General features: G+C 45.0%; 26 protein-coding genes, 1 tRNA gene and 1 other RNA gene. 14 read left to right on the top strand and 14 right to left on the bottom strand.

Features of this window, described 5'->3' with window-relative positions:
* The first annotated feature begins 104 nt into the window (after nt 1–104).
* The 8 genes from ACLVWP_RS17970 to ACLVWP_RS17935 all read left to right on the top strand — a co-directional run bounded on the left by ACLVWP_RS17970 (nt 105) and on the right by ACLVWP_RS17935 (nt 8415).
* Nucleotides 105–1208, top strand: a complete 1104-nt coding sequence (locus ACLVWP_RS17970; RefSeq protein ID WP_413559037.1) for a winged helix-turn-helix domain-containing protein — start codon at nt 105–107, stop codon at nt 1206–1208.
* 12 nt (nt 1209–1220) lie between these two features.
* Nucleotides 1221–1775 (top strand): hypothetical protein, encoded by a 555-nt coding sequence (locus ACLVWP_RS17965; protein ID WP_413559036.1) that lies wholly within the window; start codon nt 1221–1223, stop codon nt 1773–1775.
* A gap of 104 nt (nt 1776–1879) precedes the next feature.
* A tRNA-Val gene (locus ACLVWP_RS17960) sits at nt 1880–1955 on the top strand.
* 186 nt (nt 1956–2141) lie between these two features.
* Nucleotides 2142–2555, top strand: coding sequence for a globin (locus ACLVWP_RS17955; RefSeq protein ID WP_413559035.1), 414 nt, complete (start codon nt 2142–2144; stop codon nt 2553–2555).
* Nucleotides 2556–2615: 60 nt separating this feature from the next.
* Nucleotides 2616–4493, top strand: a complete 1878-nt coding sequence (locus ACLVWP_RS17950) for an OPT family oligopeptide transporter (RefSeq protein ID WP_413559034.1) — start codon at nt 2616–2618, stop codon at nt 4491–4493.
* Nucleotides 4494–4659: 166 nt separating this feature from the next.
* The gene (locus ACLVWP_RS17945) at nt 4660–6711 is read left to right on the top strand and encodes a TonB-dependent receptor domain-containing protein (protein WP_413559033.1); all 2052 of its coding nucleotides are present in this window, start codon (nt 4660–4662) and stop codon (nt 6709–6711) included.
* A gap of 213 nt (nt 6712–6924) precedes the next feature.
* Complete coding sequence (locus ACLVWP_RS17940) at nt 6925–7689, top strand: L,D-transpeptidase (protein ID WP_413559032.1); 765 nt, start codon at nt 6925–6927, stop codon at nt 7687–7689.
* Between the two features lie 90 nt (nt 7690–7779).
* Entirely contained in the window at nt 7780–8415 is a 636-nt protein-coding gene (locus ACLVWP_RS17935; protein WP_413559031.1) for a hypothetical protein, read from the top strand.
* Between the two features lie 61 nt (nt 8416–8476).
* Here ACLVWP_RS17935 and ACLVWP_RS17930 read toward each other — a convergent pair whose 3' ends face one another.
* From ACLVWP_RS17930 to ffs, 8 genes are all read right to left on the bottom strand, one after another.
* On the bottom strand, nt 8477–8878 hold the full coding sequence (locus ACLVWP_RS17930) for a hypothetical protein (protein WP_413559030.1): 402 nt from the start codon (nt 8876–8878) through the stop codon (nt 8477–8479).
* 89 nt (nt 8879–8967) lie between these two features.
* Nucleotides 8968–9507, bottom strand: a complete 540-nt coding sequence (locus ACLVWP_RS17925; RefSeq protein ID WP_413559029.1) for a 4'-phosphopantetheinyl transferase family protein — start codon at nt 9505–9507, stop codon at nt 8968–8970.
* An 18-nt stretch (nt 9508–9525) separates the two neighbouring features.
* Nucleotides 9526–10491, bottom strand: coding sequence for a quinolinate synthase NadA (nadA, locus tag ACLVWP_RS17920; protein WP_413559028.1), 966 nt, complete (start codon nt 10489–10491; stop codon nt 9526–9528).
* A gap of 149 nt (nt 10492–10640) precedes the next feature.
* Nucleotides 10641–11234 carry a GTP-binding protein gene (locus ACLVWP_RS17915; RefSeq protein ID WP_413559027.1) on the bottom strand — a complete coding sequence of 198 codons (594 nt, stop codon included), beginning with the start codon at nt 11232–11234 and terminating at the stop codon, nt 10641–10643.
* Nucleotides 11234–11848, bottom strand: a complete 615-nt coding sequence (gene recR, locus ACLVWP_RS17910; protein ID WP_413559026.1) for a recombination mediator RecR — start codon at nt 11846–11848, stop codon at nt 11234–11236. The genes ACLVWP_RS17915 and recR overlap by 1 nt, the downstream gene beginning before the upstream one ends.
* 20 nt (nt 11849–11868) lie before the next feature.
* Nucleotides 11869–12192: a YbaB/EbfC family nucleoid-associated protein gene (locus ACLVWP_RS17905; protein WP_413559025.1), complete on the bottom strand. Its 324-nt coding sequence runs from the start codon at nt 12190–12192 to the stop codon at nt 11869–11871.
* Nucleotides 12193–12200: 8 nt separating this feature from the next.
* Nucleotides 12201–13991 (bottom strand): DNA polymerase III subunit gamma/tau, encoded by a 1791-nt coding sequence (gene dnaX / locus ACLVWP_RS17900; RefSeq protein ID WP_413559024.1) that lies wholly within the window; start codon nt 13989–13991, stop codon nt 12201–12203.
* Nucleotides 13992–14020: 29 nt separating this feature from the next.
* An RNA gene (gene ffs, locus ACLVWP_RS17895) (signal recognition particle sRNA small type) lies at nt 14021–14119 on the bottom strand.
* A gap of 346 nt (nt 14120–14465) precedes the next feature.
* On the opposite strand from ffs, the gene ACLVWP_RS17890 reads away from it, so the two are divergent.
* Nucleotides 14466–14834, top strand: a complete 369-nt coding sequence (locus ACLVWP_RS17890; RefSeq protein ID WP_413559023.1) for a hypothetical protein — start codon at nt 14466–14468, stop codon at nt 14832–14834.
* 60 nt (nt 14835–14894) lie between these two features.
* Here the strand turns inward: ACLVWP_RS17890 and ACLVWP_RS17885 are convergent, their stop codons facing one another.
* On the bottom strand, nt 14895–15083 hold the full coding sequence (locus ACLVWP_RS17885) for a hypothetical protein (protein ID WP_413559022.1): 189 nt from the start codon (nt 15081–15083) through the stop codon (nt 14895–14897).
* A gap of 118 nt (nt 15084–15201) precedes the next feature.
* Complete coding sequence (locus ACLVWP_RS17880; protein WP_413559021.1) at nt 15202–16080, bottom strand: hypothetical protein; 879 nt, start codon at nt 16078–16080, stop codon at nt 15202–15204.
* A 224-nt stretch (nt 16081–16304) separates the two neighbouring features.
* Here ACLVWP_RS17880 and ACLVWP_RS17875 point away from each other — a divergent pair, with 224 nt between their 5' ends.
* Nucleotides 16305–16841 carry a YceI family protein gene (locus ACLVWP_RS17875; protein ID WP_413559020.1) on the top strand — a complete coding sequence of 179 codons (537 nt, stop codon included), beginning with the start codon at nt 16305–16307 and terminating at the stop codon, nt 16839–16841.
* 185 nt (nt 16842–17026) lie between these two features.
* A complete protein-coding gene (locus ACLVWP_RS17870) occupies nt 17027–17455 on the top strand; it encodes a VOC family protein (RefSeq protein ID WP_413559019.1) in 429 nt (142 codons plus the stop codon).
* Between the two features lie 60 nt (nt 17456–17515).
* Here ACLVWP_RS17870 and ACLVWP_RS17865 read toward each other — a convergent pair whose 3' ends face one another.
* A complete protein-coding gene (locus ACLVWP_RS17865) occupies nt 17516–18745 on the bottom strand; it encodes an NADP-dependent isocitrate dehydrogenase (protein WP_413559018.1) in 1230 nt (409 codons plus the stop codon).
* A gap of 113 nt (nt 18746–18858) precedes the next feature.
* On the opposite strand from ACLVWP_RS17865, the gene ACLVWP_RS17860 reads away from it, so the two are divergent.
* Nucleotides 18859–19437 (top strand): NAD(P)H-dependent oxidoreductase, encoded by a 579-nt coding sequence (locus tag ACLVWP_RS17860; RefSeq protein ID WP_413559017.1) that lies wholly within the window; start codon nt 18859–18861, stop codon nt 19435–19437.
* A gap of 49 nt (nt 19438–19486) precedes the next feature.
* Here the strand turns inward: ACLVWP_RS17860 and ACLVWP_RS17855 are convergent, their stop codons facing one another.
* Both ACLVWP_RS17855 and ACLVWP_RS17850 read right to left on the bottom strand, forming a co-directional pair.
* Entirely contained in the window at nt 19487–19975 is a 489-nt protein-coding gene (locus ACLVWP_RS17855; protein WP_413559016.1) for a hypothetical protein, read from the bottom strand.
* 71 nt (nt 19976–20046) lie between these two features.
* The gene (locus tag ACLVWP_RS17850; RefSeq protein ID WP_413559015.1) at nt 20047–21024 is read right to left on the bottom strand and encodes a serine/threonine protein kinase; all 978 of its coding nucleotides are present in this window, start codon (nt 21022–21024) and stop codon (nt 20047–20049) included.
* Nucleotides 21025–21070: 46 nt separating this feature from the next.
* Here ACLVWP_RS17850 and ACLVWP_RS17845 point away from each other — a divergent pair, with 46 nt between their 5' ends.
* Nucleotides 21071–21826, top strand: a complete 756-nt coding sequence (locus ACLVWP_RS17845) for a M48 family metallopeptidase (RefSeq protein WP_413559014.1) — start codon at nt 21071–21073, stop codon at nt 21824–21826.
* Here ACLVWP_RS17845 and ACLVWP_RS17840 read toward each other — a convergent pair whose 3' ends face one another.
* Nucleotides 21827–22516 (bottom strand): phosphatase PAP2 family protein, encoded by a 690-nt coding sequence (locus ACLVWP_RS17840; RefSeq protein ID WP_413559013.1) that lies wholly within the window; start codon nt 22514–22516, stop codon nt 21827–21829.
* A 138-nt stretch (nt 22517–22654) separates the two neighbouring features.
* Between ACLVWP_RS17840 and ACLVWP_RS17835 the strand changes: the two genes are divergently transcribed.
* Nucleotides 22655–23938, top strand: a complete 1284-nt coding sequence (locus ACLVWP_RS17835) for a hypothetical protein (protein WP_413559012.1) — start codon at nt 22655–22657, stop codon at nt 23936–23938.
* The last annotated feature ends 114 nt before the right edge of the window (nt 23939–24052 follow it).

The raw sequence follows: 24052 nt of genomic DNA, 5'->3' as shown, positions 1-24052 counted from the left end.
AATTCTCACTATGCTCATTTTTTGAGCAACAGTCCGCATCCTTCATTGACGATATCCTGACAATCTGACAAAACCTGTCCTTCCTCAGAAAATTTGGAGTTTTAATGAGTCAATTCGATCGCACCTATGAGCTCGGCAAGCTTTATAGCGATCGTGGAGAGTTCGGTCCCGCAAGCGACCATCTTCGCGAAGCTAGTGAAGGCTATTTCGCAGAGAAAAACTTTTCCCAATATCTCAAGTGCCAAAACTTGTTGTTGCGTATTTTTGCCGAACGCGAACAAACAGAAGACATCAACAAAACTAAGGAAAAACTCCAAGACCTGGTTTTGAATGAGGGCTTCGAACTTAACTCTAAAACTTACTACACTCTTGCTGTCTGCGCGTCTTACAAAGGCCAAAACGATGTGGCTTTGGATTACGTTCAAAAGGCGCTTGCGATCGCGCTTGCTTCAGACAACAAAGAAGACATCTGCAATGCTATCTTTGGTCTTGCGATGGTTTACTCTTCTCCAGGTATCGCTCGCTATGCAGATGCTTTGAAAGAGATTTACAACCTTGAAGTGTTCTTCCAGGTTTATAATCTTCCAGATTTGAAAATTTCATCTTTGATCTTAAACGGTAACATCCTCGCACAAATGAAAAAGTACGAGGAAGCTGTGACTGTGTTGTGGAAAGCATACGATGCTCTTAAAGAGACTCGTAACGTGGTTTCCGCTTCATACTTGATGATCCAGTTGGGTGATGTGTATTTCGAAATGGGCGATAAAGATTTGGCTCGCGTTTACTTGGCGCTGGCACAAAAATCTATCGACTCTGAAAACCACGTTCGCCTTGCTAAAATTGCTCAGTTCTACGCTTCTAAAATTGGCGCAGATTCTCAGCACAGCTATGACCTGGTATTTGACGAAGTTAACCACGCGGTTACTGAGCGCAAATTGGGTCGTATTGACTTTAAAAATCAGTTCATTCTTTTGGATCTTTTGCGCCTGTTCGTTCAGAACCAAGGCACGATTTATTCAAAGGAATTCTTGGTCGAAAATGTTTGGAAGCAGCCATATGATCCTGCGATCCATGACAATAAGATTTACGTGACGATCAAACGTTTGCGTAAGTTGATCGAGCCTGATTACGAAAAACCGAAATATATTTTTAGAGCCAAAAACGGCTATTACATGAATAAAGCTGCTCGAGTCCATTTCGAGCACTAGTAGGGGTACTTCATGTTACGTCATATTTTATTAGCAACGCTGTTGTTTGTTTCCAGCATGGCACATGCTCATGTTCCTGGTTTTCAAGAAGACGGCAACATTATGCCATCTGGCGATAACCGTCCGGTTCCATGGCCTTGGTCATTGGCGCAACCATTCCCTTGGGATGATATCCAAGGTTTGTGGAAGGTTGAGCAGGACAATTACGTTTCTTACTTCGCATTTAAGTCTGTAAGACAAGCGAGCGGTGGACGCCAACTTCTTGTTAGACAAATTGATGGGGAAACTCGTCGAGTGTTGGCAGAAGGTGTGGGCTTTGAAAGTGGTAAAGTTATCTTGGCTCAAATGACGAGCTGTGGTGGCACTACTTACAACTTGAAGGTGACTTCGTTTAAACGCGAAGATTCTCCGCAAGCTCCAGTTATGGGTAATCTCTACACGGGTTCAGTGATGGTTCTTTCCATCGGTGACCTGAATGCTAGATCTATTAGCGATATGGTTCACTTACAGCTGACGAAGGTAGCTTCTCGCATTAAGTTTACCGAGAACTCTTGCCTTAACCACTAGGCAGGTTTGTGGCGGGCGAAAGTCCGCTACAAAAGTTTAAAAAAATTAAAAAAGATATTGCAAAGTCAGAAGGACGCAGATAAACATAGGTCCTTCTTACCGATAGGGAGTTAGCTCAGTTGGTAGAGCGCCACCCTTACAAGGTGGATGTCGCAGGTTCGAATCCTGTACTCCCTACCAATCTTCTAAAAGATTGGCCTATCGAAAAACAACCACCCTCGAGGTGGTTTTTTTATTTCTACTCCCCCAAATTTAAAAATGCTCGATTCAGCCTGCGGTGGATTTTGATGATATCCACCCTCATGGCAGGTTGGACGCATGCATATGTCTTGAATAGCTTTTCCAGTTACCTGATGCTCGATTGCTATGGATAAACACGAACAAGACGATATTGATCGAGTGAACGCTTCTTATCAGCGTTGTCTGCTGATTCCAGATTTTATTGCTGATTTCTACCAGAACTTTACAGCCAAAGGCCCTCACATTGTGGAGAAGTTCAAAGGTACGGACATGAAACGTCAGATCGATACTTTGAAGCATGGTCTTCAGTATATCATTATGTATTCATCTGGCTCCAAGATCGCGATGACTAAGGTTGAAGATCTGGGCGTTACTCATGATCGGAATCATCGCAACATCACGCCAGATTTGTATGAAGCTTGGGTCACAAGTCTTATCGAGACCGTTCGTAAGCATGATCCGCAGTATTCAGATGAATTGGCGATGTCATGGAGAAACGTCCTCAGTTACGGCATTCAGCGCATGCAGAACATGTATTGATATTGACTGTCGTCCAAATTAGTTGCCTGATTGCACTCGAGTAATTTCCACGGAGAATTTATGGCGATTCAAGAGCTTAATCAGGAACAACTGCATTCAATGACCCTCGAGCAAAAAGACGAGTGGTGGTTAAAGAATGTCTATAAAGGCGACATGCCTCAGCTTACTATCCGCTCGGCCCTAACGGGCGTTATCTTGGGCGGGATTCTAAGTTTAACAAATCTATATATCGGGATTAAGACGGGATGGACTCTGGGAGTCGGTATCTCTTCTGTGATTCTTTCATTCGCATTCTTTAAAATCATGGACCGTATGAGAATCGGTTCGCACATGACCATCCTTGAAAACAATGCGATGCAATCGATTGCGACAAGTGCGGGTTATATGACGGCTCCACTGATGGCTTCGATGCCTGCTTACATGATGGTGACGGGGCAAGTGGTGCCGATGTACCAAACTATTTGGTGGATCATCGCTCTTGCAATTTTGGGCGTGTTGTTTGCATTCCCATTGAAGAAACGATTTATCAATGACGAGCAAATGCCATTCCCTGAGGGCTATGCTTCAGGTGTAGTCTTGGACAGCTTGCACTCTGAGGACGGCGGCGACGGTGTCTTCAAAGCGAAACTTTTGATGGGCGGTGCGGGGCTTTCAGCATTGATTGAATTCCTGCGTGCAGATGCAATTTTGGAATCTCTGAAGTTGAAGTTCTTAGCTTTGCCTCACTATTGGGATGATTTCATTTATAAGTTTGCAACACCTCGTTTGTTTAATACACCTCTGAAAGATCTAACGATTCAGTGGGACACTTCGATTGTGATGTTGGGCACGGGCGGTTTGATGAGTATGAAGACTTCTATGTCTTTGCTGATCGGCGCGATGTTGAACTACTTCTTCTGTGCTCCTTTGTTGATTCAGGCGGGTGTGATTCCTGAAGCAAAGTTTAAAGCCATCGCGATGTGGGCTCTTTGGGGTGGCGCTTCGATGATGACGACATCGTCGTTGTTTTCGTTCTTCTCTAAACCGAAAATGTTGAAGGAAGCTTTCACAAAAAGTTTCTCTAAAAAAACAGCGGGTGGTAATCACGATGTCTTGAAAAAGATCGAATTGCCAATGTGGATTTTCGCGGTAGGTATTCCAGTGATTGGTGCCATCGTAGTTTATCTAGGACACATGTGGTTCGGTATTCACTACTGGTTGGGTCTTTTGGCGATTCCATTGGTTTTCGTATTCACTTTGATCGCGGTAACATCGACGGGCTTAACAGCTATCACTCCAGGGGGAGCCCTTGGTAAGTTAACGCAAATTACTTACGGTGTTTTGGCTCCGGGTAACGTTACGACGAATTTGATGACTGCAGGTATTACTTCAGAGGTTTCCCTGAATGCCAGCAACTTGTTGATGGATATCAAGCCGGGTTACATGCTGGGTGGTAAACCACGTCACCAAGCAGTCGGTCACGTTCTGGGAATTTTTGCGGGTGCCTTTGTGGCAGTTCCAGTTTTCTATTCTTTGTTCCACGGTGATGTTTCTACTTTCACATCAGATGCGATGCCATTGCCTGGCGCTGCGATCTGGAAGGGTGTGGCAGAGGCTTTGACAAAAGGTCTTGGTAATCTTCATCCAACGGCTCAAGCTGCGGCTGCAATCGGCGCAGTTTTGGGTATCGTGATTGAGTTCTTGAATAAAAAGACTCGCGGTCGCTTCTTGTTGTCTGGTGTGGGTTTGGGTCTGGGCTTCGTGCTTCGTTTTACCGATGCATGGTCAATGGCTCTCGGAACTTTGTTGTTCTGGCTTGCTCGTAAGAAATTCAAAGACGAAAAAAGTTTCGGTCACCGCGCCTTCGTTCAAAACCAAGAAACGATGGCAGCCGGAATCATCGCCGGTGGCTCCATCATCGGGATTGTTCTGATCCTTCTTGAAAACGCTCTCGGATAATTTCGAATAAAAAGACCACCCTAGAGGTGGTCTTTTAGTTTTAAATTGAAGTTACCCTCCTTTGGTCCAAGTCACCTGGGGCTGGTCGCAACGTTTCGTGGCGCTGTCTAATCGCGAATGTTGCTTTAGCATTGAGTCTCACCATTGTTTTACAGCAGGAGGCTGGATGCGTTCGCGAGTGGTCGCCACTTTAGGTTCTGTTTTACTCATTTCAAATTCTGTTTTAGCGCAAGAGAGTATTCCTCTCCCTCAAGTTTCAGTTGAGGCAAGGGCGATCGAAGCCCACAAGGAAGAACGCACATCTGCAGAGATTACATCGAAGCCGTATCGTGATGCTTCCGAAGCGATTGAGTCTTTTTCGGGAGTGGGGCATTCGCGCATTGGTGGTCATGGATCTGACTTATTCATCCGCGGTCTTCAGCAAAATAATATCAACATCACCTCTGGTGGAAACTATCACTATGGTGGTTGCTCAAGTCGTATGGACCCGCCAACAGCTTATTTGCAACTAGGAGACAACGACACCATTGAACTGACTCGCGGTTATAAAACTGTCGAATACGGATTTGGTGGAGTAGCTGGATCTGTTGCGGTGACTCGCGACTATTTTACTGAGCGCATGAACGGATACGGAGTTAACGGAAAAGTAAGCGCTGGCTATGAAAGTAACGGCAATCTTCGCTTTGGTGGCGCCTCTGCAAAAGGTTCTGTACTTAGTGATGGCAGCTTAATGGCAGACCTCAGCGGCAATTGGAAAGAAAGCGATAATTACGAAAGTGGCAATGGCCAAGAGGTCCGCTCAGCGTTCAAAGACCAACAGTACTCGTACGGCGCGATTTGGTTTCCCAGTGAAAAATCCGTCGTCGTAGCAAAGCTTGAGCAAACTTACATCCGCGATGCAAAGTTCGAGGGTGCGATGATGGACTCTCCGGTATCTGATAATCAGGCGGTTAGCATCATCACTAAAATGAAAAACCTAGCTCCCGCGATTGATGATCTAAAATTCAATGTCTTCTCCTCCAAAGTGAATCACTTGATGGATAACTATACATTGAAGTCGACAACTCCGATGATGTTTATGAAATCCGAAGTTGAATCCAAAACAGATGGTGCAAAGTTCGTTGCAAAAACTTCCGGCTCGCCAATCATGTACGGTGCTGAGTGGCTTCGTAATTCTAGATTGAGTGAAAACTACAGCGGGATGTCGATTGCAGGTATGACGAAATCAGTTTTGCCAGAACCTACCATGGATAACTACGCTCTTTTTGCAGAAGCTCCTCTGGCAATCGCCGAAAGACAAACAGTCGTCCTGGGTTTGCGTGGCGAGCAAGTGAACAATAGCCTGGATGGCGCCGGAAATTCTTTAGGCATGATCACGGCAGAACAGCTGTATCGCAATACTTACAGCGGTGTTGGTGATTTAGAACCAACGGACTATCACTTAAACTTTGTCGCTCGTTATGAATACAAAACAGAATCTCAAGCTGTGGCCTTCGTTAACCTCGCACAGAACATGCGAAGCGGTGATGCGATCGAAAGATACATGGCTGCGAACTCAATGACAGCGTCACAAAAATGGATCGGTAATCCGGGATTAAAACCAGAACAACATCAGATCGTTGAAGTGGGGATGTTTAAGCCAGGCTCAACTTCTTGGTCAGGTTCTGTGTTTTACGATCACATCAATGATTTTATTTTCCGTGATACAGCTAAAGGCCAATCAGGCGTGACGGCAAATTCTGGGGAAAGCATTTACAGAAATATTCCTGCAGAACTTTTAGGAGCAGAAATTCAAGGCTCGCATAAAATTGAAAGTTGGACGCTGTCTGGATCTATCAATTATGTGTACGGAGAAAATCGCGATAAGAATATTCCTCTGCCACAGATGCCTCCGCTCTTCGGGGATTTGTCGGCGACTTACGGTTGGAGTTCTTGGGAGTTCGGCGCCACTGCAAGGTTTGCGGCCGATCAAAACCGTGTCGACATGGACTCAAGTGTGGGGAGTGGGCGAGATGTGCAAAAGACTCCGGGTTGGGCGACATTGGATTTGAACTCTCAGTACAAGTTTAAATCGTTCCTGATGAATTTCGGAGTTAAAAACCTCTTTAATAAAGACCATTCAATGCATATGAACCGCTCGGATTCAGTCACTCCAGCCGAAGTTCAGGTGAAAGAGCCGGGTCGTTCGTTCTATCTCCAAGCAAATATGACCTTCTAAAATGCCCCAAGGAGGGGAATTCCGCCCCTCCTCCTTATGCGTCAAGCACCAAATCCACCAGTTTTGGTTACACTCCAATAATTTTTTGGATGCGTAGCATGTTGGAATGCTTCATTTTTCATAAAACTAATGATTTAAATCGGCGCCTAAGTTATTTCAATCGGCGAAGGGAACTTACTCCAAAAGTTCCGGGGATTTTCTTAAGGAGTGATCATGAAACTATTGTTGGCAGCGCTTTTGGCGTCCACTTTTTCTCTAACTGCATATGCTCAAACTCTTCCAGAGGAGCAAACACCGCTAAAACTTTCTAAGCGCGAAGAAGCTGCGAAACGTTTGATGGTTGAAGACTCTTACGAAGCACCAAAAGGTATCCTTTTTAACGAAGCAGCTTACCTTGCTGGTCAAACTGACTACAGCGATTACACAAACGTGATCGTAATCAACAAAGCAGCTCGTGGCCCTGGCGCTCAAAAACTTCGCTTGTACACAAACCGTCAATTGGTAATGACAACGAACGTTTCTACTGGAACTGAAGAGTTGGAATACATCGGTAAATTCAAAGGTGTTATCAACGGTATCTTCAAAGGTTCTCGTGCATCTCACTGGAGACACACAACTCGTGGTTTCTATTCTATCAAGCGCGTTTATGACTATAACTACCGTTCTGGTGAGTCTAAATTCATGATGCCTTACGCGATGTTCTTTAACGACGCTCGCGGTTTGGCTATTCACCAAGTTCCGCCAGACATTTCTGGTGGTGAAGCAAACGGTATCGCAGCTTTGGGTTCTCGTGCTTCTGGTGGTTGCGTTCGTGTTAAATCCGGCGCTATCAACACAATCCACGACGCTGTAGTGCGCGCTGATAAAGGCCACATGCCAGTGATCGATTCTAAAACAGGTCGCCAATCTGTAGATAAAAACGGTCAGCCACAATCAAAAGTTGGCTTCCGTTCTATCGTGATTGTTGAAGAGTACTAATCGCGACTTGACCCTAACTGTTAAGGGAAATACAAAGGCTGAACCTTATGCGGGTTCGGCCTTTTGTTTTTTCACCCGCACGGAGCATTTATGACATTGAACGAACTAGTAAAAGTCCCTGACGAACAACGCGATCACCAGTGGGAGATCAATTTCTTTATGGCCATCACTTCCAGCAATGTGAAGTTGATGATCGAAGCTCCACAACAGGGACCAGATGGTTGGCCGTATATGCTTACCGAAACTTCTGCGGACGCAGCAGAGCCTGCTAATAAAATCATGCAATGGGCAGCACTCAAAGGTGTGGGCTTGGCAGTAAATCCTCAGAAAAACTATCCTGACTACGTATTCACTTACGGGATGCTTTGGCATTTTAAAGAAACGGGATTGTTCTATCGCACGGCTGATGAAGCTATTGTGGGAACTGTAGAGCTTGCGCAAGGCCAAGGCCTTCACGCAGGTGATGCTTCCCCTCAGTATTTGCCAGTGTATGTTCGTAATATCATCAAAGAATTCTTCCGTGACCAAGGCGTTTTGCGCCCTCGTATTTTGGTGATGAGCCAGGATCGTAAGCACTACGATTTGGCGTTCTCTCTAGAGTCTTTAAGCAATCCTCCAGAGAAAGAGCATCAGGGCATTGCAGAGGCTTTAAGCTGGTTCTTGCCTCCACATTACTCCATCGTTCTGGTTTCAGAGATGGGTCTTCCAAAGTTCTACGATCTTTAAAAAGAAAAAGGGAATCCAAACGGATTCCCTTTTTTTTGCTCATTGTGTAGGGGCTAAAAAATTAGCCTTCTTCTTCCAACTCACCCGGAGTCGGCAAAAGATCCATCAAGCATTCTCTCCAATATTCTGGAGCGTCTTCGCTATAATCAACTGCAACGTGGAAACCTTTTTTACCCAGCAACTTCGTTCTTTTGATGACGCCGGAAATTTCCAAGTTCATTTCTTCTAGATGCATAAAGACTCTATCGCCAATAAGCACATCTAGTGTCAGATTTTTTCTTAGTGCTGTTGGAATCAAATCGTCTCTTTTAACCAAGAGAAGAAGGCCCGTTGAAGATGCCTCTACGATTTCGCAGTTTTTTGCGATCTTGGCGAAGTCATCTAGTGACGTCACATACGACACATGAATCGGTGTGACTTCTTTGCGTGGGGCAATCCGTTTATTAGCAGCAGCGTTTCCCATTATTACCTACCTTGCTCTTACGAAACTTACACAATGAGCTCTGCACCGAAGTGCAGGTTAAGTAACTCTTCGGCAAGACCGGACCAAAGTTAAAGGTTCACGCAGAAAAAACCAAAGCTAAAATTTTGTTCGTGGAAACAGATGCCAGCTCCGCCAGACGGGGCGTGATGTTCAGAGTATTCTAGGAGAGAGAATGTCTCAAATTGGGATGCTATTTTTTGCCATGACCCTACAGAAAAACCCGAAAGGACCGAGGGCTGTTTGAATGTTCTAAGAGCTTTAAAACACGCTTCCTTCGCGGTCCACAGGCTTGCAGCACTAGGTGCTTGCTCGTACTCACCGGGGCGAGCCACCCGCTTTACAGCGGGTTCGGTAATACGGCTTGTAGACTCGATATCAACGCCCACGGGGTGCGGGGAAATAACTAAAATCCCCATGCCTTGAGTGTGCGCAATACTAGAATGCAAAGGTGTAGCAGAGTTTAAAACAATGCGATCGCGATGTGCATGAATCAATTGTCGGTGATCAGGATTTTTACTGCCCCATTCGGCATAAGCATAAACTTGTAAATCAGGGCAGTTTAGATGTTTTCGTAAAGACTCTAACTTGTGATTATCAATGATCAACATGTCAGAGCCTTTCAGAGATTAACGAGCGAATTCAGTCGGCCAAGTAACAGCTTTGCCACTTGTGATGTCCATCATGCGATCCAACGAAACTTTCGCCTCTAAACGAAGTGGCTCAGGCAAATTCATTTGCGGCTCTAGAGTTTCCAAAGCGCGTTTGATTTTTTCCAAGTTATTCATCTTCATGTAAGGGCAGTCGTTACACTGACAGCCTTCATCCACCACAGGGGCTTGAATAAACTGAGCATCAGGACGGCGTTTTTGCATTTGATGAAAAATACCAGTTTCTGTCGCCACGATAAATTTCTTATGCGGGTTTGAAGAAACGGAATCCAACAAGTGCTGAGTCGAACCAATCACGTTGGCATAGGCCAAAACAGAGTCATCACACTCAGGGTGAGCCAAGATCAAAGCATCCGGATGCTCTTGAATCAAAGCAGCCAAACGGTTTGCATTGAACAGCACGTGCACTTCGCAAGAGCCATTCCAGAATTCCATTTCGCGACCTAATTTTTTAGACAACCAACGACCCAAGTGTTGATCGGGGCCGAACAAGATCTTGCGATCCTTAGGGATTGCACCAACGATTTGCTGAGCATTGGAGGAAGTAATGATCACATCAGAAATCGATTTAACTTCGGCAGAGGAATTGATGTAAGTCACCGCGATACCATCACGGTGTTGTTGGCGCCAAGCCAGGTACTTATCGTAAGGAGCACCCTTAACCAAAGAACATGTTGCTTCAAGTTCTGGAACCAAAACTGTTTTAGTAGGGTTCATGATCTTCACGGATTCAGCCATGAACACCACGCCCGCAAGCAAGATCACTTGCTCTTTAACTTCTTGGCCTTTTTTAGCTAAAAAGAAACTGTCGCCGACATAATCTGCAACGTCTTGAATGTCGCCATCTTCATAGTAGTGAGCCAGAACGACAGCGTTCTTCTCTTTTTTCAGTCTTTGAATTTCAGCAGCAACATCATAACTCATAGTCATTACCTCGCCTGGGCAATACGCCTCGATATGAAAGGCCATTATACGCCGAATAGGTGCGACATCCTATAGCACAGCAGTGCCTAGGTCGTAAGAGGAAAATGAAAGCGAATTGAAGTTACAATAGAAGGGGAGTTTCCTCTGGTTTACAGAGTAGTTCCGCCCTTTAGAACGTTGATAATTGATTTAGAAGCCGTTTTTAGAGACTCAAACACGCCTTTGCCTTCAGAGGCACAGCCTTCGATTTCAGGGGCGTTGTAAGGGTTTAAAGCGCTTCTCATCTCAGCCAAAGACGCTACATTTGGAAGGTCGCGCTTATTGTACTGCATGATCAATGGGATTTCTTTGATGTCGTAGCCTTGTTGTTCAAGGTTCGTCTCAAGATTGCGCAAAGATTCCAAGTTTTCGTCCATACGCTCGATTTGAGAGTCCGCTACGAAAATAACGCCGTCCAAACCTTTAAGGATCAGCTTTCTGGAAGCATCGTAAACCACTTGGCCAGGAACTGTGTAAAGATGGAAGCGAGTTTTGAAACCGCGGATTTCACCCACGTTCAGTGGCAAGAAGTCAAAGAACAGAGTGCGCTCGATGTCCGTGTTCAATGCCACAAGCTTGGATTTTTGATCCTCAGCCGTTTTTTGGTAAACCCACTGAATGTTCGTAGTTTTACCGCCCAATGAAGGACCGTAATACACGACTTTGCAGTGAATCTCTTTGGCATTGTAGTTAATAAAGGACATTACAGCTCCACTCTATTTTGCAGGGCACGACCCATAGTTCTATCATCTATGAAATCGATGTCGCTGCCAATAGGAACTCCATGGGCAATGCGAGAAAGTTTCAATCCTTTGCCTTGAAGTTGCTTTGCTAGGTACAAAATTGTCGTATCACCCTCAAGATCTGCGTCCAATGCCAGGATAATTTCCTTAATCACAGGGCTTTCTCCACGAAGACCGGCGTCTACACGGTCGATCAATTCATGAATTTTCAATTCTTTAGGGCCAATGCCTTCCAGCGGAGAGATTGCTCCATGCAAAACATGGTAGCGACCACGGAAAGCACCAGAAGATTCGATGCGCATGATATCGGAAGGTTCTTCAACCACACAAAGAGCATCATCAGTACGGTGTACGTCTAAGCAATAACGGCAAAGATCTGCATCAGTAAAGTTGAAGCAACGTGGGCATTCGTGAACTTCAGCGCGCACACGAAGAAGTGCTTCACTCAAGCGCTCTGGAAATTCAGTCTCGGATTTGAGAATGAAATAGGCCAAACGCTGAGCAGTCTTCGGCCCGATACCAGGCAGACGGCTCATTTCGTGGACTAATTTTTCTAGAGCGGTGATGTGAAGCAAGGGATTCTCCGATTATCTGACTAGAACATCCCCGGGATGTTCATGCCGCCAGTGATTTTTTCCATTTCTTTAGCGGAAATCTCACGAGCTTTTTTAACTGCTTCGTTAGTTGCAGATGTGATCATGTCTTGAAGCATTTCAACATCGCCGTCTTTCATAACGTCAGCGCTGATTTTCAAAGAAGTGATCATGTGGTCGCCGTTAACTTTAACAGTAACTGCGCCGCCGCCAGTGCTTGCTTCGTATTCAGCTTTAGCAAGTTCTTCTTGGGCTTTTTTCATTTTCATTTGCATTTGATTGGCTTGCTTCATCAAAGCTGCCATTCCGCCGCCAAGGCCTTTCATAAGAGCTCCTATTTTTTAGGCGCGTTGTCGCGCTTTAGTTCTACGATGTTTTTAATTTTGCCTTGGAATGCTTCCTGGGCAGCCTTAATCATCGGGTTTTCAGCAATCTTGTTGCGAATTTCATCTTCAGCCAACTGCACCTTTTTTTGTTGCAGAGCCTGAGCGGATTCGCCGACCTGATCGCCTTTCATCAATACTTCAAAAGAATATCCAGCACCCCAGTATGAATCAACAAATCCTTGTACCTTTTTACGCACAGAAGTGTCGGCCATTTGGTCTTTAAGGAATACCAATTTTGTTGGAACTCCAAGGGTCAAAAGTTTGCCTTCTTCCTTAACGAACAGAAGGTTTTCAATTTTTGCCGCGAACAATGCGTCGTCTTGGCGCACCAACTCTACGAAATGGACCCAGCGGTCTGTTGGAGTTGCACCTGTCGCAATTTTTGGAGGTTCTGGTTGAACTTCCACGGCTGGAGCCGGAGCTGGAGTTGCAGCGACTGGTTTATTTTCCACAGGTTTTTTTGTGGGATGCTCGAAAGTAGACTTCATCTTTTCCAAACCTGATGGAACTTCAGGAACGGATTGAGATTCTTTCAGTCGCTGGTGTCCTTGAACGGGAAGAGCTACCGGCGGAACGTAGGGCCTGGCACCACCTGCGCTGTGAGAGGCTTGAGGACCATTTGCCAAAAGAGTCTTTAGGTCAGCAAGCTTCGGCGCAGACGCCATGCGAAGCAAAATTACTTCAAGCACGATGCGAGGATCTTGGGCGCGTGGAATATCACTGCCGCCTTTAAGGGCCATGTCGAAGAGCATGTGAATGTCTTCTTCAGACAAACGCTGTGACAAATCGTTGAGCGCTTGTAATTCCGTATCAGGCATTTCAAGAATTTGAGCCGCTTGAGTTTCGGAAACTTTAACGAGCAATAAGTTACGGATCATTTCCAACAGATCTTGAGAGAATAAATGCGGCTCGAAACCGGCTGTGGAAATTTTCTCGATCACTTTCAAAACGTTTTGAGAGTTGCGTTCTACCAACGCTGTCAGTGTTTCAAACAACAACGCGCGATCCGTAAGACCCAAAATCTCAACCACATTTTGGCGAGTCAGTGGACCATTCGCAAACGTGATCACTTGATCTAGCAAGCTTTGCGAGTCACGCATTGAACCGTCACCTTGACGTGCGATCACCCAAAGAGCTTCCTCTTCGGCTGGAACACCTTCTTGGTCACAGATCAATTTCAAGCGTTCAGTAATTTGACGAGTCGTGATTCTGCGGAAATCAAAACGTTGGCAACGAGACAAAATCGTTTGTGGGATTTTGTGAACCTCAGTTGTTGCCATGATAAAGATCACGTGACCTGGCGGCTCTTCCAAAGTTTTTAGAAGGGCGTTGAAGGCACTTGTCGACAACATGTGAACTTCGTCGATGATATAGATTTTGTATTTACCGCTTGTTGGCATGAAGGCCACGGTTTCGCGAAGCTCACGGATGGAATCCACACCGTTGTTTGAAGCTCCGTCGATTTCCATAACGTCCACGCTAGAACCGGATGCAATCTCACGGCATGAATCACACGTATTGCACGGAACAAAATTCACCGCATTCGGGCAGCGCAAAGCTTTTGCCAAAATACGAGCTGATGAAGTTTTACCTGTACCACGTGGACCAGTGAAAAGAAGAGCGTGAGGAAGACGGTTGTTTTTCAGCGCATTCGCCAGCGTTTGGGTAATATGATTCTGTCCGACTACGTCAGTGAAAGATTGGGGACGCCATTTGCGTGCAATCACCTGATAAGACAAAACATTCTCCGAACTGCTAAAAACAAAAAAGTGGCCGAGCACCCCATATCACATAGCCCCTCGAGTGCCGTTGCTTCCTTCCGGACCTAGCGGGATTCGTCAAGGGAACCATTGCATGGGACCCGGCCATGGATTGGTCTATCCTACTGGGGTTCGGGTTACATTCGATAACTCTCCGTCCCAACGAGGAAATTTTAGAGGGAAAACCCCTCCGTTCCGACCCGGGCTTCCTGCCCTTGCCGCTTCCCCTTCGGGGAGGGTCTTCCAGACCCCGCGGAGGTCGGATCGGAGGGGTTTTCCCTCTAAAATTCCCTCGTTGGCTCGAAGCTCTCGGGTTTAACGGTCGCAGGATTACCTGCATCCCTGGAGATTGGGGATTTGTCTTATTGCGTTATTTTAGACTGTGGGCGCAGAGGTGTTATGGCTTCTTTTTTGGTGGGGAGGGGGTAGGATTTTGTTATTCGGAGGTTTTCTATGAAAACGGTTTTGGGGCTTTTTGTTTCGCTTTTGGTTTCTGTTTCTTTTGCTCAGTCTATTGGTGTGAAAGACATTCCGGCTGATGGGGATACTACTATTTCTGTTAAGAAGGGTGCTAATGCTGATAACAAGTATGAGATCACTTCGGGTGAGGATGATGTTGAAGGGGATTCAGCTAATTTGATTAAAGAGGCTCGTGCTAACTGGAAGGTGGCTTGTGCTGATTGGAAGAAAGAGTTGAAGGGGCTTAATACTGAGAACAAAGTTTTGGCTATGAATTGTGGCAAGATGGTTTGTTCTACGGAAGGTGTTGAGAGCATTTGTCGCTCTAAGGCTACTTACAAATTGAGAGTTCAAGTTAAGTAACTTTGGAATTTCGTTTTTAAAAATTTTAGAGCCGACTCTTTTATGGGGAGTCGGCTTTTTTTATCTTTTTAGAACACTCGTGTTTCTGTGAGTCGGTTCTTCCTTGCTCGCATTTAGATCTTCTTGGATGAATTCCTCTGCGGGGCCTTCTGGTGTGTGTCTTTGTGTTGGTGGTTCTTCATTTTTTCTTGGCTTAATTATTTGTGAACGGCTTGAATTCAGGTCTTTGCTGGATGGTGAGTGTTTCATTTCGACCTCCTCTTTGTAAGCGTGACCTACTCATTTTAATTGAGTTCGCGGGCCTGTTCGAGGCTTCTTGGTCATTACTGCTTGATTACACTAGGGGTGAGTTACGTAAGTCGTGTTTCTAGTTTTCGGTAGAGTTGTACCAGAGTTCCTTTCGGTCGAAAGGGACGGAGTCTGGGAGGTCGGGATTTGGGATTTGGATCATTGTTCGATTTTTTAGATCCAACTCGCGAATTACTTTTGCGTAGTGTTTGTCGAAAACTTTGCGGTAGGTGCCGCTTTTAATAATATATCTTAGGCCTTCTTCCACTCTGCGAGCCATTAAGCGGCCGTCGGATGAGTTGTGAAACCAAAAATAAGTCGGCAGTGGATAGTAAATTAGCAGGTGGTTTTCGATCACGAGGTTCGGATACTTGTTTTTGAATTTGCGATGCTCTTCTAAAACTTCGACCACGCCGCGTGGGAAGATTTTAAACTTTCCTTTGCTTAAAGATTTGAACAAATCATCATAGTTTTCTTCGGTGACGACGTTAAATCCTGAGTTTCTTAAAATGGAAATATCACCCCAGCCAGCGCCTTGCCCGACTTTGACGGTGTTGAGTTGAGGCAGTGTCTTCATGGCAGCCAGTGCGGGCTGGTCTTTTTTGTCAATTAACAAAACTCGGTAGCCAATCAGGTTCTTATCGATCGGAATTTTCACTGACGTGAGCTCCGATTCATAGATTTTGTTGGTCTCGCGAATCATTACGTTCAGTTTTGGGCTGTTCTTTTTCATCTCAGCTAGCTGCTGATTTTCGCTTAATTTTTCGGATGGAACCAGTGTGTACGGACCGTATTTTTTCGCTGTGACATCTAGGGCATTTTTCAAAATTTCCCAATGATATTTATAGCGAGAGTCATGGCTAGACTCGGGCGCATGGTACACGAATTTCATGTCTGCAAATGCTGTGCAGCTGATTAATAAAGTACTAGTGATAATGACGAGTCTTATTGGATTCATATGTAAGTTGAAACCGCCCCTTAGGAATACTGTCCTATTCTAAGATGTGCGTAAACTAATTTATTTTTCGTTTTGTCTGAAGGCGGTTGTTTAGGGTCAATAGCCCCAGTCGCTGAGGGGGACATAATTGCAACAATGATTTGCGATACAGTCCTCTACCGAGACAATGGGAATTGGACGATTATAAGGGAGTAGCAAACAACTTAAGTCTCTAGGAGGACACTATGACTACAGCTAAATTCCAAATCGACCCTTCCCATTCATCTGCAAACTTCTCTATCAAACACATGATGATCGCTAAAGTTCATGGTGGCTTTGAAAAAATCAGCGGGACTCTTTCATTGGACTCTTCAGATATCACAAAATCAGTGATCGAAGCGTCGATTGAAACAGCAAGTATCAATACTCGCGAAGCTCAGCGTGATGCCCATTTGAAAAGTGCAGATTTCTTTGATGTGGAAAAATACCCAGCCATTACTTTTAAATCTACGAAAGTAGAGCGCTCTGGAGACGAGGAGCTCAAAGTAACGGGTGATCTTTCCATTCACGGTGTAACTAAAGAAGTAGTTCTTGAGGTTGAAGGACCTTCTGCGGAACACACAGATCCATGGGGCAACACTAAAATTGCAATTTCAGCGAAAACAAAAATCAAACGTAAAGATTTCGGTTTGAACTGGAATGCAGCTTTGGAAGCTGGCGGCGTGCTTGTCGGTGACGACGTTGCGATCTCTTTGGACATCCAATTCGCAAAACAAAAATAATCTGCTTACAAAAACTACGAACCTCCATTCGTAATCTCGCAAAGGCAATGGCTCACTCTAGTAGGTGGGCCATTGCTTTTTGTATTTTGTCATTATCAGTTGTGAATGACTTAGGACTTCTAAGGCCGTGACAAAAGCTTCCTGCGCTTGCGAAGATTTAGATCATCGTAATCGAAGGAGCACCTATGGAAACAAATGAACTGTATCGCGGACGTTTGATTGATCATCTTCAGTTGGTTGTTAAGGACCTTGAGGCCTCTAAAAAATTCTATCTGCCAATTTTTGAGACTCTGCAAATTCCTCTCAGCGGAGAAGGACCTGATTTTTTCTGGGTCGATGAACTATTTATTTCTACGAAGACAAGCCAAGCAGCAGCGGGAGAGTTGACGGGGCGTACGCATTTGGCATTTCAAGCTAAAGACCGTGCGATGGTTGATAAGTTTTATGAAGTCGCGATGAAATCTGGTGGCAAAGATAATGGTAAGCCAGGTGAGCGCCAATATCACCCAGGATACTATGGCGCTTTTGTGATCGATCCAGATGGCAACAACATCGAAGCAGTCTTTCACGGAGCTGCTAAAAAGAATGTCGATGCCATCAAGATCACGTTCTAAAAAAAAAGCCCCGGGTTTCCCCAGGGCTTTTTAGTTTTAAATCTTTCGATCTAGATGGAATTACATTGAAAGAGCTTTTTTCAAGTTCTCATCAAGTTTCGCCAAGAACGGCTCAGTGTTCATGTATTTATCGGCTGGTACTTTATCGCCATAGATACAAACAGCAAGGTCCTTAGTCATGTGGCCAGCTTCAACAGTAGCTACGCAAACTTTTTCCAAAGTTTGAGCGAACTTAACCAACTCAGGGTTGTTATCCAAGTTACCACGGTGCTCAAGACCACGAGTCCAAGCAAAGATAGAAGCGATTGGATTTGTAGAAGTCGGTTTGCCTTGTTGGTGCTGACGGTAGTGACGAGTCACAGTTCCGTGAGCTGCCTCAGATTCCATTGTTTTACCGTCTGGTGTAACAAGAACTGAAGTCATCAAACCAAGAGAACCGAAACCTTGTGCAACAGTGTCTGATTGAACGTCGCCATCGTAGTTCTTACAAGCCCATACGAAGTTACCATTCCATTTAAGAGCAGAAGCAACCATGTCGTCGATCAAGCGGTGTTCGTAAGTGATGCCCGCTGCATCGAACTTAGCTTTGAACTCTTTTTGATAGATTTCTTCAAAGATGTCTTTGAAGCGACCATCGTATTTTTTCAAGATTGTGTTCTTAGTAGAAAGGTACAAAGGCCATTTTTTCGTCAAAGCTTGGTTGAAGCATGAACGAGCAAAGCCAGTGATAGACTCATCAGTGTTGTACATAGTCAAAGCAACGCCGTCGCCTTTGAAGTTGTAAACTTCGTGAGTGATAGTTTCGCCACCGTTTTCAGGTTGGAAAGTAACAGTCAATTTACCTTTACCTTTAGTCACGAAATCTGTTGCACGGTATTGGTCACCGAATGCGTGACGGCCGATACAGATTGGAGCTGTCCAGTTAGGTACCAAGCGTGGAACGTTTTTGCAGATGATTGGCTCACGGAAAACTGTACCATCAAGGATGTTACGGATTGTGCCGTTTGGTGATTTCCACATTTGTTTCAATTTGAATTCAGTAACGCGTGCTTCGTCTGGAGTGATTGTCGCGCATTTGATACCAACGTTGTACTTTTTGATCGCTTCAGCAGCGTCAACAGTTACTTGGTCGTTTGTAGCATCACGATGTTCCATGCCCAAGTCGTAGTACTTGATGTCGATATCTAGGTAAGGAAGGATCAATTGTTCCTTGATGAATTTCCAGATAATACGAGTCATTTCGTCGCCGTCGAGTTCAACAACGGGATTTGCAACTTTGATTTTTTTCATGAGTTGTCCTTTTGAAGGTTAATAAGCCATGAAAATATAGAACACGGCTGGACCTCATGACAAAGGATTGACTGCGCGTTAAATTAGCTGATTCCATAGTGCTGGAGGCTCTTATGAAGAAGATTCTGGTCATTAACGGTCATCCCAATGTGGAGGCCCTCGGCAGCCACTTTGCCCGCGTCTATGCCGAAGGCGCAAAGCAGTCCGGTCATGAGGTAAAAGTCACGAACGTGGCAGATCTGAAATTTGATCCGATCCTGCACAAAGGCTATCTGAAAATTCAAGATTTAGAGCCCGATTTGGTTCAAGCGCAGCAAGACATCCTGTGGGCTGAACACATTGTCATTACGTTTCCAATGTGGTGGAGCAGCATTCCAGCGCTCCTCAAAGGTTTTCTGGATCGCATTCTTTTGCCAAGTTATGCATTTAAGTACCACAAAACAGATCCATTCTGGGATCGACTGCTGAAAGGCCGCACGGGCCGAATCATATATACGACAGATGCGCCGTGGTTTTATAACTTACTAGTAAATCGTGATCCTGTTGTTCGTATGATGAAAGTGGGAGTGATGGAGTTCTGTGGGATTAAGCCTGTGAAGGTGACGCAGATTGATCGCTTAAAAGATCGCAAGCCCGCAGAGGTTGAAAAATTCATTCAGAAAGTTCGTGAGCTAGGCAGTAAAGGCCTCTAAAAAAAGACCAAAAAAAAGCCCCGGTTGACCGGGGCTTTTAGTTTCAAAATTAATTTGTTGTCGCTGGAACCAGAGTGATGGAGCTTTTTCCATCTTGAGCCATCAACACCAAGCAATTTCCTTGGAAGCGATAGTTCAAATCAATCGGTTCGATTTTAGATTGGCAGACCAATTTATAACCTTCACGTTGAACTGGGTTTTCATTCAAAACGCTGTCCAAGTAGCTTACGCCATTCATGGAAATCATCACGCGAGTAGAAGCTGTTGCTCTAACTTGGATGCCATCAAAGTTACAGTCATTCGTGATGCGCAAGTAATCGCGAGAGAACGCATAAGTCTTAGTGAATTTGATGTTCCCGATAGATTGGTAGTATCTCCAAGAACCAACGATTGTGTTGCCAACGTTGCCGCTGCCGCACACAGAGTAATCAGTTTCATTTACGATTTTATCAGGGGCTTTGTCGGCGTCTTCTTTTTCAACGGGACCGCAAGCTGTCAAAGTCAGACCTAGTAGCAATGCTGAAAGTAGCAGTTTCATCTATCCATCCTTGGTTAATTTTCGTGTCACTAAAAGCTTTCACGACCCAAGGACAGTCCGTCAACTGCTAATTAAGTATTGATGGACCACGCAATTTTCTCTAGGGCTTCAACTTCCTCAGCCCAATATCTGTATGTATTGAATTCAGGGAACAATCTTGGGAAACTTGGATCTTCCCAACGTTTTGCAATCCAACCGGCGTAAGAAATAATACGCAAACCTCTTAGCATCGGAATCCATGCCCATTGATGATCTGGAAACTCGCGGAGCTCTTCGTAACCTGCAATGATCAGGTCTTTTTCTTGGCCAAAGGTTTCTTTATCTCCAGAGAGCAACATCCAGAAATCCTGCACTACGGGGCCATTTACAAAATCGTCGAAATCGACCAGGAAAAACTGTGAACCGTTATTTAGCAAATTGCCTTTGTGGCAGTCGCCATGGATGCGAATGAACTCTGACGGATCAAAGGAATCATCGATCGCATACAAAATATCTTCGGCGGCAGTGTTGTAACGGGAAATCAATTCCGGCGTGATCCAATTCTGCAAGTTATCCAAAGTATCCCAACCGCCGTAATAACTAGTATCCAATGTCGGGCGGTGAGGCGCTTTCTTACGAGCTCCCACATTGTGAACTTGCGCCATCAGGCGGCCCACTTTGCGGTAATCATCACCTAAGAATTCTTGCGGCATACGGCCCAAAACTTTAGGAAAGAATGCCACATACATGCCATCGACTTCACTCAATGTGGAATCATGGCCTTGAAACAAAGGAGCCACAGCAGGAATGCCTTCGTTTCTTAGGGACAACAAAAACTCATGCTCTTCTAAAATCGCCTCTTTGCTCCAGCGAGCGGGGCGATAGAATTTAGCGATGACGTTTTTACTTTGTGAGTTGGGTTCAATTGGCTCCTCAAGCTTGATATCGAAAACGCGGTTTTCATAGGAATTCAGCTGAGTAAACTCTCCCGTGGGATAAAATCCGGCATGTTCTGCGGCTAGCAAAACTTTATCGGGATCCAAATTATAAAAGGAAGAGTTCTTGTCCATGGATTTAGATTGCCACTTTTCCGGGGGTAAGTCATTCTCCTTTCCTATGGGTGCTTCGGTAGAAACTTTTGATTTTGCAAATTGGCCGGTGGAGCTTCACCGCAAGCCCTTTCGCAGATCTTTATCGATTTACCTTTATCCCAATAAGCCGATCAAAGTGGTGGCTAACAAAATCACCTCGCAAAAGACGATTCTAGATTTCTTGGCCGCAAAACGCGAATGGATCGAAAAGAACTTTATCAAGTTCGACGCCCTGGCAGAGCTTTACCCTAAAAAATCCATTCAAGCCGGGGAGAAGTTCCCTTACTTAGGCCAAGACCGCGAACTTAAAGTCGTCATCACTTTGAATAAAAAAGCCTTCGTGTCAGTTAGTGACGAGAATTTATTCCTGCATATTCCAAGTGCGGCATGGGCTGCAAACGCAAGCCTTGAACATCACCCAAAGGCGATCGCAGAGTTCAGACATTTCTATAAACGCGAAGCCATTAAACTGCTATCGACTAAGATTCAGCATTGGGCGCAGGTGATGAACCTACACCCGTCCCAGGTAAAATTCCGCGAACAGAAAACCCGCTGGGGGAGCTGTTCTTCCAGAAAAGTGATCAATTTAAATTGGCGTTTGATTGTATTTAACGAAGAAATCATCGACTACGTGATCGTGCATGAACTCGCACATCTTAAACACATGGACCACTCCGCAAAATTCTGGGGAGTGGTGGAGCAATTCGTTCCAGATTATCCAAGAATTGTGAAGACTCTAAAGTCCTCACAAAACTCGACTGAATTTTTATCAGAGAAATAATTAGTAAAGAGCGTTCTTGCTCTTTTTCATCCATTTCATGGCTAGCAATGCGCCGACATAGCCAACACATCCACCAAAGATGATATCACTTAAGAAATGATCGTGAACAATCACGCGAGTGATACATGCAATAACGGCGATTGGAATCCACAACCAGCGAAACTTAGGAAAAGCGATACTAAACATCGTCGCCACTGTGAACATCACCTGTGAGTGACCCGATGAAAACGAATGCCAGTGCCAGTGAGTCGTAAAGTGATGGAAAACTCCCGGATCAAAATCAGGAGTTTTATGTGGACGCTGACGACCCACGCAGAACTTAATAACGTGAGTGATAGCACCACTCACCAGAAGTGCTACTAGGAAATTCAAACCCCAACGGCGAAAGAAATCCACCTTAGCCGCATACTTTTTAAAGTAGCCCAAGCGAGGGAAAACAAACGCACACAAAGCCCATGTGCCGATAGAGATGATGAAGTAATACTCGGAAAGACCAATATCAGTGATGATACGTGACGGGGCCCATAGTACAGAGGCCACAACATGGTCTGCGAAATACTGAGAAAGACGTTGATCAAAGAAATACCCCAGAATCACAGCTGCAAATAGGCTGATTCCAGCGACTTTTAAGAGGTGGTGTCGAAATTGCCTCGAATCATTCAAAAGGGCGCTAAATTTATAAACAGGCATGTAATTCCTTCTGAAAACCATCATAAGATGCGTTTGTATTGCAATACAAGCCTTCCAGAGAGTGACAAGTTGTGGCCTGGCCCTTGCTTAAGCAGGACCTATCAAAAACTCGTGACTGAAAAAACTTGGAGGTTTTCAATGTTGCAAAAACATTTAATGATTACCGCGGCTTTGCTCGCGACACTAGGCCTTACTGCCTGCAACAAAGATAAAACGGTAGGCGGCCCAGGGCCACAACAACAAGAACAAACACCTGTTACAGGTGGTGATCTTGAATCTGATCTTCCACAACTAGGTGGTACTGGTACTTCTGGCCAAACTTCAACTGATCAATCAGTTGTTGATCTTAAACCAAGCCAACCAGGCACTGAAATCAGTGGTAACTATAAACCTTCTGACCGCAACAACGTTGAAAGCGATGCTTACGGCAAACGTTTGACGGGTGGGGTTTCTAAAGACGGTCTTCTTTATACTTCTACCTCAACAGATGACACTATCGACGTGATTCGCGGTTTGAAACGCGATTCATTGGGTCTTGCTGCTTCTGTTACTTGGGCTAACTTGAAATTCGACAGCATCACTGACGAGTCTATCGTGACTTTGAAAGTGAACGAAAACGGTTTTGCTAAAACATACAACTTGGCGGGTTACGGCTCTCAAGTTGAAAGCAATCAAATCGTTAAATTGAAAGCGACTCGTTCTGGTAACGGTTCTAAAACAACGGGTTCAATGCCAATCAACGGTACTTTGCAATGCTTGGATCTTGATGGTGGCTGCGATACGACTCTTGTGAAAGTTCAATTGGGTTACGCTGGTTCTGCTAGCTTGATCAATGTGATCTTCCGCCAATCTATCGCGGACCTTTACTTCAACATGCCTAAGAAGCACACGAACAATCCAGAATACGCTTACATCAAAGAGATGGTTGCGAATTCGACTTCACGTACTAGTGAGGCACAAAACCGCGTGAAAACTTCTCGTATGCACTCTTGGGAAGTTGCTAATGGTCGCGCAGGTTTCACAGTAGCTTTCAGAACATATACTGATGAGTTGATTGGTTTTTCTGGTCCATTGTTAACTCCAGAAGCTGGTAACATGACGGACATTACATTGACTCGTTTGCAAAAAGATCTTTTGGCAGACGGTGACAGCGTGATCTCTGACAGCGTTTCTTTGAGCTACCAAAACTCTATCGGTGAAGCGCGTTTGATCGCGAACAACGGTTTGGGTCAATTGCGCTTGGCTCTTAAAATGAGAAAACGTTCTACATACAAACAAGACGTATTCACTGTAACGTTCATGAGACGTATCAAACCAGTGATCGATCTTTCACAATCTCCTGAGGAACAAGAAGACCACGGTCAATCTCCGTTCCCAGGTGACGGTGGTTCTGACGAAGGCGACTTGCCTTCAGTTGAATAAACCCAAAATACAAATAAAGGTTCCTCTTTATTTGCCCAAGGGCCACAGACTCCAAGCTGTGGCCCTTTTTTTATTCTCTGTGCTTGGTGTGACACTAAACATTATGCCATTACG

Origin of the sequence: Bdellovibrio sp. HCB209 (assembly GCF_047306065.1) — a bacterium.
Classification (GTDB): domain Bacteria; phylum Bdellovibrionota; class Bdellovibrionia; order Bdellovibrionales; family Bdellovibrionaceae; genus Bdellovibrio.
The sequence above is the reverse complement of the archived record's forward strand: the minus strand, read 5'-3'. Positions and strand labels throughout refer to the sequence as shown.